12 protein-coding genes are annotated in these 15,875 nt (G+C 67.8%); 6 read left to right on the plus strand and 6 right to left on the minus strand.

What is annotated here, in order from left to right; all coding sequences use genetic code 11:
• Positions 1–217 precede the first annotated feature (217 nt).
• Positions 218–3,133 carry an aminomethyl-transferring glycine dehydrogenase gene (gene gcvP / locus Q8R75_RS02865; RefSeq protein ID WP_305611255.1) on the minus strand — a complete coding sequence of 972 codons (2,916 nt, stop codon included), beginning with the start codon at positions 3,131–3,133 and terminating at the stop codon, positions 218–220.
• A gap of 125 nt (positions 3,134–3,258) precedes the next feature.
• Positions 3,259–4,383, minus strand: coding sequence for a glycine cleavage system aminomethyltransferase GcvT (gene gcvT / locus Q8R75_RS02870; protein ID WP_305611253.1), 1,125 nt, complete (start codon positions 4,381–4,383; stop codon positions 3,259–3,261).
• A gap of 220 nt (positions 4,384–4,603) precedes the next feature.
• Between gcvT and Q8R75_RS02875 the strand changes: the two genes are divergently transcribed.
• The 6 genes from Q8R75_RS02875 to Q8R75_RS02900 are packed head-to-tail and all read left to right on the plus strand — an operon-like array spanning position 4,604 to position 11,802.
• On the plus strand, positions 4,604–5,269 hold the full coding sequence (locus Q8R75_RS02875) for a TetR/AcrR family transcriptional regulator (RefSeq protein ID WP_305611251.1): 666 nt from the start codon (positions 4,604–4,606) through the stop codon (positions 5,267–5,269).
• Positions 5,262–6,332 carry an efflux RND transporter periplasmic adaptor subunit gene (locus Q8R75_RS02880; protein WP_305611249.1) on the plus strand — a complete coding sequence of 357 codons (1,071 nt, stop codon included), beginning with the start codon at positions 5,262–5,264 and terminating at the stop codon, positions 6,330–6,332. The genes Q8R75_RS02875 and Q8R75_RS02880 overlap by 8 nt, the downstream gene beginning before the upstream one ends.
• Entirely contained in the window at positions 6,329–9,427 is a 3,099-nt protein-coding gene (locus tag Q8R75_RS02885) for an efflux RND transporter permease subunit (protein ID WP_305611247.1), read from the plus strand. The genes Q8R75_RS02880 and Q8R75_RS02885 overlap by 4 nt, the downstream gene beginning before the upstream one ends.
• 48 nt (positions 9,428–9,475) lie before the next feature.
• Positions 9,476–10,129: a protein-L-isoaspartate O-methyltransferase gene (locus Q8R75_RS02890; RefSeq protein WP_257079889.1), complete on the plus strand. Its 654-nt coding sequence runs from the start codon at positions 9,476–9,478 to the stop codon at positions 10,127–10,129.
• 10 nt (positions 10,130–10,139) lie between these two features.
• Entirely contained in the window at positions 10,140–10,463 is a 324-nt protein-coding gene (locus Q8R75_RS02895) for a rhodanese-like domain-containing protein (protein WP_305611245.1), read from the plus strand.
• Between the two features lie 4 nt (positions 10,464–10,467).
• The gene (locus tag Q8R75_RS02900; RefSeq protein WP_305611243.1) at positions 10,468–11,802 is read left to right on the plus strand and encodes a TolC family outer membrane protein; all 1,335 of its coding nucleotides are present in this window, start codon (positions 10,468–10,470) and stop codon (positions 11,800–11,802) included.
• 6 nt (positions 11,803–11,808) lie between these two features.
• Here the strand turns inward: Q8R75_RS02900 and Q8R75_RS02905 are convergent, their stop codons facing one another.
• The 4 genes from Q8R75_RS02905 to Q8R75_RS02920 form a co-directional block, all read right to left on the minus strand.
• Entirely contained in the window at positions 11,809–12,195 is a 387-nt protein-coding gene (locus Q8R75_RS02905; RefSeq protein ID WP_305611242.1) for a hypothetical protein, read from the minus strand.
• Between the two features lie 2 nt (positions 12,196–12,197).
• Positions 12,198–14,267 (minus strand): protein kinase, encoded by a 2,070-nt coding sequence (locus Q8R75_RS02910; protein WP_305611240.1) that lies wholly within the window; start codon positions 14,265–14,267, stop codon positions 12,198–12,200.
• Positions 14,268–14,332: 65 nt separating this feature from the next.
• Entirely contained in the window at positions 14,333–15,205 is an 873-nt protein-coding gene (locus tag Q8R75_RS02915; RefSeq protein ID WP_305611238.1) for a DUF3365 domain-containing protein, read from the minus strand.
• 191 nt (positions 15,206–15,396) lie between these two features.
• Positions 15,397–15,783, minus strand: a complete 387-nt coding sequence (locus tag Q8R75_RS02920; RefSeq protein WP_305611236.1) for a DUF1232 domain-containing protein — start codon at positions 15,781–15,783, stop codon at positions 15,397–15,399.
• Between the last annotated feature and the right edge of the window lie 92 nt (positions 15,784–15,875).

Below are 15,875 nucleotides of genomic sequence, written 5' to 3' on the forward strand. Positions count from 1 at the left end.
CAGCGGGAGCGGCCCTGTGGGAGCGGCGATCCACTGCCGGCCCTGCGTGGTCAGCCAGCTTCGCGGGCGGCGAGCAGTGAGGTTTTTGTGGGCGCGGCGGCCTCGCCGCGATACGCACTTCGCACGGCGACCCTCGCGGCACTGATCGCGGCGAGGCCGCCGCTCCCACAGGGCCGCTCCCCAGGGGCCACTCCCGCAGGGCGGCGCCCGCAGCCGTTCAGCTCGCCGCCTCGTACTCCGACATCGGCGGGCAGGTGCACACGAGGTTGCGGTCGCCGGCGACGTTGTCGACGCGCGCAACCGGCGGCCAGTACTTGTCGCGGTCGATCGACGGGTGTGGGAAGAAGGCTTCACGGCGGCCGTAGGGGCGGTTCCACTGGTCGGCGATCAGCAGTTCGTGGGTGTGCGGCGCATGCTTGAGAAGATTGTCCTCGCGGTCGGCGCGACCGGCTTCGACCTCGGCGATCTCGGCGCGGATGCGGATCATCGCGTCGCAGAAACGGTCGATCTCGGCGCGGTTTTCGCTCTCGGTCGGCTCGATCATCATCGTGCCAGGCACCGGGAAAGAAACGGTCGGCGCATGGAAGCCGTAATCCATCAGCCGCTTGGCGACGTCTTCCACCGTGATGCCGCAGGCGTCCTTGATGGCGCGCAGGTCGATGATGCACTCGTGCGCCACACGACCGTGCTTGCCGCTGTACAGGATGGGGTAGTGCGGCGCCAGCCGGTGTGCGATGTAATTGGCGTTCAGGATGGCGACCTGGGTGGCGCGGCGCAGGCCGGCCGCTCCCATCAGCGCAATGTACGCCCACACGATGGGCAGGATGCTGGCCGAGCCCCACGGTGCGGCCGACACCGTGCCGATGGTGCCGTCGGCCCCGGCCACCGGATTGACGCCCTGCACCACCGGATGGTCGGGCAGGAAGGGCGCGAGGTGCGGTGCCACGCCGATCGGCCCCATGCCCGGACCGCCGCCACCGTGCGGAATGCAGAAGGTCTTGTGCAGGTTCAGGTGGCACACGTCGAAACCGATGTCGCCCGGACGCACCAGACCGACCATGGCATTCATGTTGGCGCCATCCATGTAGACCTGACCACCGTGCGCGTGGATGAGCGCGCAGATGTCGCGCACGCCCTCTTCGAACACCCCGTGCGTGGACGGGTAAGTCATCATCAGCGCCGCCAGCCGGTCGGCATGCTGTTCGACCCTGGCCTTCAGGTCCGCGGCGTCGATATTGCCGAGCGCGTCGCAGGCGACCACGACCACTTCCATGCCTGCCAGCACCGCGCTGGCCGGATTGGTGCCGTGCGCCGACGCCGGAATCAGGCACACGTTGCGATGCAGGTCGCCGCGCGTGCGATGGTATTTGCGGATCACCAGCAGGCCGGCGTATTCGCCCTGCGAACCGGCGTTCGGCTGGAACGACATCGCGGCGAAGCCGGTGATTTCGCACAGCCGCTCTTCCAGTTCCTCGAACAGTTGCTGATAGCCCTGCGCCTGTTCCAGCGGTACGAAGGGATGCAGTGCGGCGAACAGCCGGTAGGTGACTGGCGTCATTTCGGTGGTCGAATTGAGCTTCATCGTGCACGAGCCGAGCGGAATCATCGCCCGGTCGAGCGCGATGTCGCGCGTGGCCAGCCGGCGCAGGTAACGCATCATTTCCGTTTCGGAGTGATAGCGGTTGAACACCGGGTGACTCAGGATGGCGCTGTCGCGCTGCAATGCCGACGGAATGCAGTCGATCACGCGGGCATCGAGCTGCGCCAGATCGAGCAGCGCATCGGCGCGCGTCGCGAACACCGCCAGCAGGTTCTTCAACTCGCTGCGGCGCGACGTTTCGTCGAAGGTGGCCGACAGGTGGTCGGCATCGATCACGTGCAGATTGAAGCCGGCGGCGCGGGCGCGCGCCGATATGCGGCGTGCGACCCCGGGCACGCGTACCTGCACCGTGTCGAAGAAGCAGTCATGGACGACGTCGAAACCGAGTTCGCGCAGACCGAGCGCGAAAATCGTTGCCATGCGGTGCACCCGGTCGGCAATCGTGCGCAGGCCTTTCGGGCCGTGATACACCGCGTAGAACGCAGCGATCACGGCCAGCAGCACCTGTGCGGTGCAGATATTGCTGTTCGCCTTCTCGCGCCGGATGTGCTGCTCACGCGTCTGCAGCGCCATGCGCAACGCCGGTTTGCCGAGCGCGTCGGTCGATACGCCGATGATGCGGCCGGGCATCTGCCGCTTGTGTTCGTCGCGGCAGGCGAAGAAGGCGGCATGCGGGCCGCCGTATCCCATCGGCACGCCGAAGCGCTGCGCACTGCCCAGCACGATGTCCGCGCCCATGCCCGCGGCGCCCATCGCGCCCGGCTCCTTCAGCAGCACCAGTGCCAGCGGGTCGGCCGCAATCGCCGACAGCGCGCCGGCGGCGCGGGCGGCCGCGATCACCGGTTCGGGATCGCGCACCCGGCCGCTCGAACCGGGATAGCTCGCCAGCACACCGAAATACTCGCCGTCGACGCCGGCCCACGGGTCGCACACCACCACCTCGATGCCCAGCGGCTCGGCGCGCGTGCGCACCACGGCCAGCGTCTGCGGGTGGGTGTCGGCATCGACGATGAAGCGCGGCGACTTCACCTTCGAAATGCGGTGCGCCATCGTCATCGCCTCGGCCGCCGCGGTCGCTTCGTCGAGCAGCGACGCATTGGCGACCGGCAGGCCGGTCAGGTCGATCACCATCTGCTGGAAGTTCAGCAGTGCCTCGAGCCGGCCCTGCGAAATTTCGGCCTGGTAAGGCGTGTACGCCGTGTACCAGCCCGGGTTTTCGAGCACGTTGCGCTTGATGACATTGGGCGTGATGGTGTCGTGATAGCCCATGCCGATCAGGCTGGTGTGCAACTCGTTGCGCGCGAACATGCGACGCAGCGCGTCATCGACGACGCGCTCGGAGCGCGGCGGCGGCAGGTTCAGCGGCGTGTCCGACAAAATGTCGCCCGGGATGGTCTGGGCGATCAGTTCGTCCAGGCTGGCGACATCGAGTGCCGCCAGGATGACGTCGAGGTCGCGTTCGTCCGGACCGATGTGGCGGCGGATGAAATCACCGCGGTCTTCCAGCGCTTCGAGAGTGGGGCGTTTGTTCATGTTCAACAGTCCTTTCCGGGCCGCTTCTGGCAGTCCCTGTGTGAAGGTACCGGTCGTCGCCCCCGTGAAGGGCGTTGACCGGAGTCGAGTGGGAAATTCGGGGCAATGCGGGGCAGTGTGGCCGTTCAGCGTAGGTAGCGGGTGGGTACGAAGGGCATGGAGGTAAGGGAAACGGACACGGACTGTCCGCGCGAATCGATGTGCAGGGCTTCGCCGGACAGTTTCACCGCCCGGTCGAGATAACCCATGGCAACCGGCCGGCCCAGCGTCGGGCTGTGGTTGCCGCTGGTGATGACGCCGACTTCGCGGCCATCGGCGCCGAGCAGCGGGGTACCGGCACGTTGCGGCGCACGCCCGTCCGGCAGCAGTCCGACGCGCACGCGTGCCGGCGGTTCCTGGAATTCGCCGAGTACGACCGCCGCACCGGGAAAGCCACCCGCGCGCGCACCACCGGCGCGGCGCGCGGCGCCGACCGCCCAGCCGATGGCGGCTGACACTGGCGTCGTCGTATCGTCGATATCGTTGCCGTACAGGCACATGCCGGCTTCGAGGCGCAGCGTGTCGCGCGCGCCCAACCCGGTCCAGCGCACGTTTTCGTGGTCGAGCAGGCGCTGCGCAAACGAGGCGGCCGACGTAACGGGCAGCGAAATCTCGAAGCCGTCCTCGCCGGTGTAGCCGCTGCGGCTGATGCGCAGCGCCACGCCGTCGGGCGACACGGTGCGCACATCCAGAAAGCGCATGCCGGCCACGTCGGCATGCGGCTGCAGCACGCTTTCGGCCAGCGGGCCCTGCAGCGCGAGCAGCACAAGGTCTTCGCGCAGCACGTAACTGCAATCGGCGCCGGGCGGGTGCGCGGTGAGCCAGGCCAGCACGTCGGCACAGCGCGAGGCGTTGCACACGACATGGAATCCATCGCCCAGCCGCTGGATCATCAGGTCGTCGATGAGGCCGCCCGCCGTGTTGGGCAGCAGCGAGTAGGTCTGCCGGCCGGGCGGCAATGCGGCCAGATCGGCGGTGGTCAGCGATTCCAGCCAGGCGCAGGCGCCGCTGCCGGTGACGTCGATCTGCCCCATGTGCGACACGTCGAACAAGCCGGCCTGGCTGCGCGTGTGCAGATGTTCCTGGATGATGCCCGCCGCGTACTGGATCGGCATCGACCAGCCGGCAAACGGCACCATCTTCGCGCCGGCGGCGAGGTGAAGGTCGTGGAAAGGCGTGCGCTGCAGTGCGGCCTGATCCGGGATTGCCATCGTCAGAATCTCCTGGGTGGCGGGCCGGAAGGTGACCGGTCCGCGGGTCTGTCGGCCGGGTAGGCCAGCGAGGGCGCGATGATGCCACGCTCGGCCGGCACGCAACGCATGCCGTCTTATATTGACGCGACCCCGCTATTAACTGAACATTCAGTCATTAAAAGCGCATCACCCCTTGTCAGAGCACTCGCCCCTGCATCCCGTTCCTCAATCCGCTGAATTGCTCGCTTCTGACGCGCACACGCTGGTCCGGCGCGGTCGGCCAGCACTGGTCGACCCGGCGACGCTGGCCGCCTGCGCGCTCGACCTGTTTGTCGAGAAGGGCTACGCAGCGACCCGCCTTGAAGACGTGGCGCTCGCGGCCGGCGTGTCGAAGGGCACGCTGTATGTGTATTTTGATTCCAAGGCCGCACTGTTTGCTGCGGTCGTGCGCCAGGGGCTGGTGCCGGCACTGGCGGGCGGCGAAGCGCTGGTAGACAGCCATCGCGGCAGCGGCGCCGAGCTGATGCGCGAGTTGCTGTGGGGCTGGTGGCGACTGATCGGCGCCACGCGGCTCGGTGGCCTGCCCAAGCTGATGGTGGCCGAAGCACGCAACTTCCCGGATATCGCCGAGCTCTACCACCGCGAAGTGATGGCGCGCGGCTGCGCGCTGATCGGGCGCGCCATCGATTACGGCCATGCGCGCGGCGAATTCCGCGTGGCCGGCGACCCCTGCACGGTGCAGGCCGTCATGGCACCGCTGCTGCTGCGCGTGCTGATGAAACATTCCTTCGGCTGTGTCGATCACGCTGCGCCCGCGGATGACCCGTCGGCGGCCGCGCAGGCTGAATCGACCGACATCGCCGCTGCCATCGACTTCGTCATCCGGGCGCTCGAACATGACTGACTTTCACCGGCAGGCCGCACGCGCTGCGCGCGTCGCTGCGTTCTGCCTGGGGTTTGCCGCCTGCGCCGGCCAGGCACAGACCACGGCCGCGCCATCAGGTGCGGCCACACCGACTTCGCCTACCGTCATCTTCAAGCCCTTTGCCGAGGTTGCCACCTACCCCGGACGCGACGCGCCGGCGCAGGCGGTGGCACTGAACCGCACCCAGCTCGCGGCCGAAGTGAGTGCCCGTGTGGCATCGACGCACGCCGACCCGGGCGAGCGGGTGAACAAGGGACAGGTGCTGGTGCGGCTCGACCCGCGTGACTACCAGCTCGCGCTGGAACGCGCACAGGCGCAGCGCAAGGCGGCCGAAGCGCGTCTGGCGCAGGCCGACGCGCAGTTGCGCCGCACGCGCACATTGCAGGCGCAGAACTTCGTGTCGCCCGAGGCGCTGACCCAGCGCGAGACCGATGTCGAGGTGGTGCGTGCCGACGTGTCGGTGGCCGCCAACGCGGTCGATCTGGCGCAGCGCAATCTGGACAAGTGCGTGTTGCGCGCGCCCTACGACGCCATCGTGCGCACGCGCGACGCGTCTGCCGGTTCGCTGGCCGGCGCCGGCATGGTGCTGATGACGCTCGAAGATGCGACGCGGGTCGAGGTGAGCGCCCGTGTGGCGCCGCGCGATCTGGCATCGCTGCGTGCCGCGAAGTCGGTCGAATTCGTGTCGCCGGCCGGACGCAGCACGGTGCGCATCGCCCGAGTGTCGCCAGCCATCGACGACGCAAGCCGCACGCACGAAGTGCGCGCCGCCTTCACCGGCACACGCGCACCGGCCGGTGCCGAAGGCCGGCTCGCCTGGAGCGATCCGGCGCCGCATGTGCCGGCCGAACTGGTGATCCGGCGCGACGGCAGCCGCGGGGGCAGTCTGCTCGGCGTATTCGTGCTGCGCGACGGTGCGGCCCGTTTCGTCGAACTGCCCGCTGCGCAGGAAGGACGCCCAGCAGCGACCGATCTGCCGCTGGACGCACGCGTCGCGACCGACGGCCGCAACAGCCTGCGCGACGGACAGAAAATGCCATGAGCGCCTACGCGCGTTTCATCAGCAATCATCCGCTGGCCAACATCACCTTCGTCGTGGTGCTGCTGCTCGGCCTGATCAGCTACCTCGGATTGCCGCGCGAGCAGGACCCGGAAATCAATTTCAACTGGGTGCAGATCACCGCAGCCCTGCCCGGCGCCTCGCCGGAAGACGTCGAAAAGCGGGTGCTGCAGCCGCTGGAAGACGCGATCAAGAACGTGTCCGACATCCGCTTCATTTCGTCGGCGGCGCGCGACGGACTGGCCGGCATCCTGGTGCGTTTCGACGACATCGAACCGGCGGTGTTCGACAAGCGCATCAACGACCTGCGGCGCGAAATACAGAACAAGGCGCGGGCCGAACTGCCGGTCGAGGCGAAGGAGCCGCAGATCATCGAGGTCACCAGCTCGAACGGTTTCCCGACCGCGCAGGTGCTGCTGACCGGTCAGGCGGACGACGAGGTGCTGCGCGCCATCGGGCGCGAACTGCGCACCGATCTGGAACGCATGCGCGGCGTCGACCGCGTGTTTGCGCTCGGTCTGCACGACCCGGAACTGCGCATCGAGTATTCACCGCAGGCGGCGCAGGCGCGCGGCCTGCTGCCGACCGACATCGCCGATGGCGTGGCCGGCTGGTTCCGCGACGTGTTCGCCGGCCGGCAGCGCGCCGGCGAACAGGAATGGCTGGTGCGCGTGGTCGGTCAAGACGCCGATCCGGGCTGGCTGGCTGATGTCGGCGTCGCCGCGTCGGCCCGTGGCGGCGCCATGGTGAAGCTCGACGAGGTAGCGGGCGTGGTGCGGGCACGCGCCCGGCCCAGCCAGATGGTGTCATCCGGCGGGCAGGCCAGCGTGCTGTTTTCGGTCAGCAAGAAGGCCGGCGTGAACACGCTCGCCATGGTCGAGCGCATCAACGACTACGTTGAACGCAAGAACGCGGTGCTGACGCAGCAGGGCCTGAAGCTCGAACTGATGGACGACCAGACGGTACCGACGCGCGAAGCCATATCCATCATGGAATGGAATGCGCTGTTCGGCCTGATGTGCGTCATCGGCCTGTGCTGGATCTTTCTCGGCACACGCATCGCGCTGCTGGTCGGCCTCGGCGTGCCGTTCTCGCTCGCCGGCACCTTCGCCGTGCTGTCGGCGACCGGCGACACCTTGAACATATCCGTGCTGCTGGGCGTGGTCATCGCGCTCGGCATGCTGGTGGACGATGCCGTGGTGGTGGTCGAAGCGATCTACTACCGGCTGCAGCGCGGTGCCTCGCCAATCGAGGCGGTCGCCGATGGCGTGCGCGAGGTGTGGACGCCGGTCGTCGCTTCGGTTGCCACGACGATGGCCGCCTTCCTGCCGCTGATGCTGCTGCCCGGCATCGTCGGCGACTTCATGTTCGTCATTCCCTTCGTCGTCACGGTGGCGCTTGCGATCAGTCTGGTCGAGGCGTTCTGGATGCTGCCGGCGCACGTGCTGTCGCTCGGCCCGGTGGCACGGGCGCCCGGCCGCCAACAGCGCGCGCGCATCACCTTCACCCGCGTTCTGCGCCACCGCTATGCGCAGGCGCTGGCCTGGGCAGTTCGCCACTGGATCGTGCTGTGCCTCATCGTTGCGTCGCTGATCGCCGGCGCCATCGGCGCGGCCGCGACCGGCCTGATCCGGGTGCAGTTCTTCGCATTCGACCCGATGCGCATCTTCTACGTCAATGTCGACATGCCGGCCGGCAGCCCGATCGGCGCCACGCTGGCGCGGGTCGAACAGCTCGAAGCCGAAGTCCGCCGGCAGGTGCAGGACGGCGAGGCGCGCCGCATCGCGTCGATCGCGGGCGCCAAGTTCACCGATGCCGAAGCCCTGTTCGGCGATGCCTACGGCCAGGTGGTGGTCGCGCTGCTGCCGCGCGCCGATGACGGGCGCGAGGTGGGCGACATGGTCGAAGGCATGCGCGCCGCCGTCACCGCCCTGCCCGGACCCGGCACGATCAGCTTCACCCAGCTGTCGGGCGGGCCGCCGGTGCAGAAGCCGGTCAAGATCCGCGTGCGCGGTGACGACCTGGCCGAGTTGCGCGCGGCGACCGCAGAGGTGCGGCGCATCCTCGAATCAATGGATGGCACGCGCGACATCACCGACGACGACACACCGGGCCGCCCTCAGCTGGCGTTGAGACTGGATCGCGACGCACTGCGCGACGCAGGTCTGAGCGCGTCGCAGGTGGCGCGCGCGGTGCGCCTGCAGGTCGAAGGCGAAATCGTCGCCATCACCCGCGACCAGGGCGCCAAGCTGGAGGTGCGCGTGGCGGCCGCCGGTGTGACCGACGATGATGTGATGCGCGTGCTCGATGCCCCGATCGCACTGCCCAATGGTGGCGCCACCACGCTGCGTGCGCTGGTCGGCAGCGAATCGACGCGGGGGCCGGGCGTCATAAAGCACTACAACCTGCGCCGCACCATCACGCTGGAAGCCAATCTCGACACGGAAAAGCTCAATTCGATCGGGGTCGCCGAGTCGGTCCGCCTCGCGTGGGAAGCCCAGCGGACGCGCTTCCCGCGTACCGATCTCGACTTTTCCGGCGAACTGGAAGACGTGCAGGAAAGCCTGGACGCAATGAAGGTGCTGTTCCTGCTCGGCGTCGGACTGATCTATCTGATCCTCGCCGCGCAGTTCCGCAGCTACTGGCAGCCGATGATGATTCTGGCCACCGTGCCGCTGGCGTTCACCGGCGTGGCGGTCGGCCTGCTGGTCAGTGGTTCGCCGCTGTCGCTGTACACCTTGTACGGCGTGATCGCGCTGACCGGCATCGTCGTCAATTCGGCGATCGTGCTGATCGATGCCGCCAACGAGCGGCTCAAGGCCGGCATGGGCGTGATACACGCGGCGATCTACGCGGCGCGCCGGCGCGTCGTGCCCATCATCATCACGACCAGCACGACGGTCGGCGGCCTTTTTTCTCTGGCCGCCGGCATCGGTGGCTATTCGATGCTGTGGGGGCCGGTGGCCGGCGCCATCGTGTGGGGGCTGGGCGTGGCCACGGTGCTCACGCTGTTCGTGATGCCGGCGCTTTACATCGCGTGCATGCGACGCAGCGTGCTGCTGAAGCCCGGTCGCTGACGCAGCGCAGCAGGCTACAATCATGGCTTGATCGAGGGGATGGAAACAATGGATATCGAGCAGGCTCGCTTCAATATGGTGGAACAGCAGATCCGGCCGTGGGACGTGCTGGATCAAGACATTCTTGACCTGCTGTTCGTCGTCAGACGTGAAAACTTCGTGCCGGCCGCGTTGCGCGACCTGGCCTTCGTCGATACGCCGATTCCGCTCGGCCACGGCGCAGAAATGCTGGAACCGAAGATCGAAGCCCGCGTGCTGCAGGAACTGCATGTGCGCAGCACCGACACGGCGCTCGAGATCGGCACCGGCTCCGGCTACATGGCGGCCCTGCTCGGCGCGCGCGCCAGCCAGGTGACGACGGTCGAAATCGAGCCTGCGCTGGCCGAGCGCGCGCGCGAAAACCTGATCGCTTCCGGTGCGCTGAACGTGCGCGTCGAAGTCGGCGATGCGGCGCAGGGCTGGCCGGTGCATGCGCCATACGACGTGATCCTGGTGTCGGGCGGCCTGCCGGTGCTGCCGCAGGAACTGGTCGCGCAGCTGCGTCCGGGCGGACGGCTGATCGCCTTCATCGGCGAGGCACCGCTGATGAACGCCACGCTGGTGACGCTGAACGCCGACGGCAGCCAGACGCAGGAAATCCTCTTCGAAACGCTGTTGCCGACGCTGCGCAATGCACGCGGCGCCCAGCGTTTCGTGTTCTGAGACACCGTCGATGAAGCAGATGACGGTGGCCGAGCTGGCTGCGTGGCTGGCCGAACCGCAGGGCGAAAAACCGCAGTTGCTCGATGTGCGCGAAGCACACGAGTGGGCGATCTGCCGGGTGGAAGGCAGCCAGCACATTCCGATGGGCACCATCCCGTCGCGCCTGGACGCGCTCGATCCGGTGCGGCCGCTGGTGTGCATCTGCCATCACGGCGGGCGCTCGATGCAGGTGGCGATCTTTCTTGAACGCAACGGTTTCGGCGAGGTGTACAACCTGGCCGGCGGCGTCGACGCCTGGGCGCTGCAGGTCGATCCGTCGATGGCGCGGTACTGAGGCAATGGAGACCCTGCTGCGGCGTTTGTCGCTGTGCGCCGTGTTGTCGGCCGGTTTCGCAGCGAATGCGGCGGTGCTCGCCGCTGACGACCTGGTTGCGGTCGCACGGGCGGCGCTGGCCAACGATGCGCAGTACCAGTCGGCGCGCTCGCAAAGCCTGGCGACGTCGGAAAAGCTGCCGCAGGCACGCGCCGGCCTGCTGCCCAGCCTGACCGTCAGCGGCACCACGCAATGGAACGACGTGACCGTGAAGCAGCCGGTGAATGCCGCCTCGCAGCACAACTCGCACAATTTCAACTTCCAGCTGACGCAGCCGCTGTTCCGCTGGGCCAACTGGGTGCAGTTCGAACAGGGCAAGCTGCAGGTGGCGGCGGCCGAGGCGCAGCTGGCGCAGGCGCGGCAGGACGTGCTGCTGCGCGCCGCCCAGGCCTACTTCGACCTGCTGTACGCGCACGATGTGCTGGCGTCGATCGAGGCCCAGAAAGATGCCGCGTCGCAACAACTTGCGCTGGCGCGCAAGAGCTTCGAAGTGGGCACCGTCACCATCACCGACGTGCATGAAGCGCAGTCGCGCTTCGATCTGGCGAACGCGCAGGGTATCGCGGCAGCGAGCGACATCGAAGTGAAACGCCACGCGCTGTCGCTGATCACCGGCGGCGCGCCGGCCGAGCTGCGCCGCATGCGGCGCGATGTCGCGTTCGCGATGCCGGAGCCGGCGCGCATGGACGACTGGGTGGAACGCGCGCAGACCGACGGTCTGGCGGTGCTGACCCAGCTGGCGAATCAGGAAATCGCGGCGCGCGAAATCGAGCGCCAGCGTGCCGGCCACTATCCGAGCGTCGATCTGGTAGCGACCTACGGCCAGAACAAGAACGTGGTCACCTTCGCCGGCAACCCGATATCGAACCAGACTGAATCGGCCACCGTCGGCGTGCAGGTGTCGGTGCCGATCTTCCAGGGCTTCGGGCAGGAATCGCGCGTGCGCGAAGCGGCCTACCTGCTCGACCGGTCGCGCGCCGAGGTCGATCTGGCGCGGCGAAACGCCGCGCTGCAGGCACGTCAGGCCTATCTGGGCGTGGCCAACGGCATCGCGCAGTCAGCAGCCCTGCGCGCCGCGCAGGTGTCGTCGCAGTCTGCACTGGACTCGAACAAGCTGGGGTACGAAGTCGGCGTGCGCATCAACATCGACGTGCTCAATGCGCAGCAGCAGCTGTTCGCCACGCGGCGCGACATGGCGAAGGCGCAGTACGACACGATGCTCGCGCAGCTCAGGCTGAAGGCTGCCGCGGGCCAGCTCGGCGAAGAGGAAATCGCCGTGGTGAATGCGTTGCTCGAGTAGCGGCATTCAGCTTGCAGTGCCGCGGCTGAACCACCACCAGGAAAAGCCGATCGCCAGCAGCGCCACGACAGCGATGGCGATATTGCGCTGCATCGGGTAGCGCTCCAGCTTCACCAGCCCGGTGTGAAAGCTGATGTACAGGAAGCCGCCGATGAACAGCGCCAGCACGCCCAGCAGCGTCCACCGGTTGCCCAGGCGGCCCGCCGCGCGCAGCAACGTGCCGCATACCAGAATCAGCACGAAGAACGACAGCAGCGACAGCGGCGTGATGCCGGTGCATGAGCGTCCGCCGCAGGCCGGGCAGATCGCCGGAGCTTTGGCGCGCGCCATCAACTTGACCAGACGCGCAATCGTGTCCTGTCCGCAGTGCGGACAGCGTGAAAGTTTCGCCACCGCTATTTACCCGCGACGAACGCCGCGCGCTGCACCGGGTCGGGAATATCGCGCGCCAGCTCTTCCAGCAGTGCCTGTTCGGTGCCCGTGCGCTTGAGCGCGCGACCGACCAGAATGCGCGCCACCGGGCCGATCAGCCGCGCCAGCCGGCGCTCTATGTCGGCGATCACCGCGTCGTCGAGCGGCCGCGGCGCCGACGATACGTAGCGGCTTGACGTACCGGTCGGCGGCAGGCTGCTGCGCGACGTCGATATCGCGCCCGAAGACGCGGCGCCGGACATCGACTGCGACGCACGCGACGTCGTCGCGCCGGTCTGCACGACGTGGCGCTTCGCCTCGATCAGGAAGCCGGCGCGCTGCGCATCGTTCGGAATGTGCGCCGCCAGCTGTTCGATCAGGTGCGGCGCCGACGTTGCCTGAGGTGCGATGCGCATCACCAGCACGCGCGCCATCGGCCCGATGTGGCGCGCCAGCAGCGCTTCGAGCAGCGGCGTCAGCGCGTCGGGCGCCAGCACCGGTTGTGCGACCTCACTGCGCCGCGTGATGCCGCTGCGGCTGTCGAGTTCGAACACCTCCTGGCTGCGCGACGCGATCTCGACCCGCTGGCCGGTGATGTGCAGGCCGTCCGGCGCGCCGCTGCCCAGCGCCGACACCGTTTCGTAATAGGCGCGCGACACCAGCACCTGGCCGGCATGCGCCAGCCCGGCCAGCGCGCGCGCGGCATCCAGCCCGTCGCCATGCAGGTCGAGCGCACCGCTGCCGGAACGCGACACGCGCACCGGGCCCAGATTGATGCCCTGCTTCAAACCCTGGCCGGTCGGGCCGCCGTCATCGGCGAAATCGAGCTTGCGCAGATGCTGGGCGACGACGCAGGCGTCTTCCGGCTGGCCGAGCAGACACAGCGCGGTGCCGTCCGGCGTGTCGAGGATGAGCCGGCTGTCGGCGTCGACCGAGCGCGCGGCACGCGCCAGCGCGTCGTCCAGTTCCGACTTGCAGGCCAGTCGCTGTGCGGTATCCAGCCGCTGGCTGTCGCCGATCTGCGCATACAGCACGCTGCACACGATGGTGCGCCGCTCTTCCGACGCACCGATCGCGCGTACCGGCGCGGCCACCGGTGCCGATGCGGCGCCGGCGGCCAGCGGGCCGCGCGCCGTGGCCGGCGCCGCGGTGAATACCCGGCGGAAGTCGGCGATGCTGCGCGGTCGCTTGGAATCGTGCGGCTCCAGCCCCCAGTCGATGGCACGCAGCAGCGAGGCACCGAAAACCGACGCGTCGGCCAGCCGCGACGCGGGTATCAGCGGGTCGTTCTGGATGCGCGCCGCCGATTCGACCGGGCGCTGGCCGGTGACCAGCCAGTACATGACGGCCGACAGCGAATAGATGTCGGTCCACGGCCCCTGGTTGCCATGCGAGTGATACTGCTCGAACGGCGCGAAGCCGGGCGTGACGATGGCGGTCAGCGTGTGTTCGGTGTCGTGATAGCGCCGCGCGGCGCCGAAATCGAGCAGCACCGGTGCACCGTCATCGCGGATGCAGATATTGGGCGGCTTGATGTCGCGATGCAGGAAGCCGCCGTCATGGATAACCTGCAGGCCCTCGAGCAGCGGCCGCACGATGGCCAGCAACGTGGCGCGGTCGATGCGCGCGCCGCGCTCGCGCACCCACTGGTTCAGCGGCCGGCCCCGCTCGTAGTCCATCACCATGTAAGCGCTGCCATTCGCCTCGAAAAAGCGGCTGACGCGCACGATGTGCGGGTGACGGAAGTTGGCCAGTGCGCGCGATTCGTCGAGAAAGCGGCGCAGGCCCTGTTCGAACATTTCGACCGCCGGACCGCTGCGCGGCATCACGCGCTGGCCGTCGCCGCGGATCGCGATGTCGGTCGGCAGGAACTCCTTGATGGCGACCTTGCAGTCGAGCAGCGTGTCGTGCGCCAGATAGGTCAGGCCGAAGCCGCCGCCGCCGAGCAGCGATTCGATGCGGTACTCGTTCAGCGCCCAGCCGGCCGGCAACGCGCCGGGGCTGGCGTTGGCGGTCGGCAGGAAGCCGCTGCCCGCCAGTACTTCGGCGTTCACGCTGTCTGCTGTGAACGGCTCGTCGTCCCCGGTATCCGACGGCGGCTGCAGACCGGTCGTCACGGTCAGCTGTCTATCATGCGCATCGCCGTTTCGAGGCTGCGCCGCATGCGGTTGAAGGATGCGCCGAGCACCGACACTTCGTCCTTGCCGGAATCACGGAACTCGGGCACCGAAAAGTCGCCGGTGCTGATCTGGTCGGCCGCAGCCGACAGCCGCGCGACCGGGCGGATGATCAGCCATTCGAGCATCAGGTTGAGCGCCACCATGACGAACACGAACACGCCCAACAGCGACAGCATGAAGGTGTTGAACGCACGGTCGGCGTTGGTTACCGGCAGCGTCATCGGTACCGACACCACCTGCGCGCCGATGATTTCATTCATCTTCCAACCGAAGCCGTTCGCCTCGCCATACACCTTCACCATGGTCGGCGGCGCCGTGGCAGCCGTGTTGTGGCAGGCCAGACAGGCCGGATTGGTGATGCGGATCGGCCGCGCGATATACATGTGGCGGCCGGTCGGCGTTTCGCGCACGCCGGTCAGCTCCTTCGTGTCCTCGGCGTTGCGGAAGCTGGTGACGATGTCCGTTTCCCAGTCCGACGCGCGGTCGCGCGGATTGGTCGGGTTCAGCGTCGCTTCCTTGTAGGCGTACTCGGGGTGATTCTTGCGCAGCTCGTTGATCGTTTCGGTCGCCGCATAGGCCGGCACCGTCTGCGGCAGGAACTTTTCGGACAGCAACGGATCGAGGTGCGGCTTGATCTGGCTGACCGTATAGGCGCGAATGGCGAGCGCGGTTTCCATCATCAGCCGCGCATTGCGCTCGACCTCGGCGCGCGCATTGTCGTGCAGCAGCTGGTGCGACAACGCGGCGCAGGCCGCCAGACCGATCGCGAACACGCCGATCAGCACCAGGTTGAACTTGAGTCTGAGTCCCATCTTCGCAAGGCCTTTCGGTCAGGTGTGGGTGATTCGCAGCGCGTTCCCGGCACGCGCATCACCCACCCGCGTTCGACCTGCGGACATGGCGACGCCGGATTGTAAAAGATTGACACCCGGGGAGTAAGGCCGTCGCCCGTCGGTGGGCCACAGCAGGCAAAGGCGGGTCGGCAGCGCCGGTCGGCCGCCCCTCAGCGACCGGCTTGACCGGCGTCCTGAAAGTTCATCCACCACCACACGATGGCCGCGATGCTGGCCGCCCACAGCAGCAGCACAATCACGCCGGCAATCCAGTTCGCCGGCAGCTTGCCCTCGCGCGCCCGCGCCCGCGCCGCCTCCATCACGTCCGGCGGAATCATGCCGACCACGATCCAGATGCCTATCGGCAGCAGGATGACCTCGTCGAGCAGGCCGAGCACCGGGATGAAGTCGGGGATCAGATCGATCGGGCTCGCCGCGTAAGCGAGCAGGAACAGCAGAAGAATTTTTGCGCGTCGTGGCGTGCGCGTGTCCTGCGCTGCAATTGCGAGCGCCATCAATTCGAGCTTAATGGCGCGGATGCGGTCCTTGAGTCCCATGGCAAGCAGGTTTTGTCAGTCTTTCGAGCACGAACCCGATCAAACCACAAAACACGCCCCGCCGTCAGCCATCACGTCGGGAAATCAATGAC

The organism is Methyloversatilis sp. (assembly GCF_030696805.1).
Taxonomy (GTDB): domain Bacteria; phylum Pseudomonadota; class Gammaproteobacteria; order Burkholderiales; family Rhodocyclaceae; genus Methyloversatilis.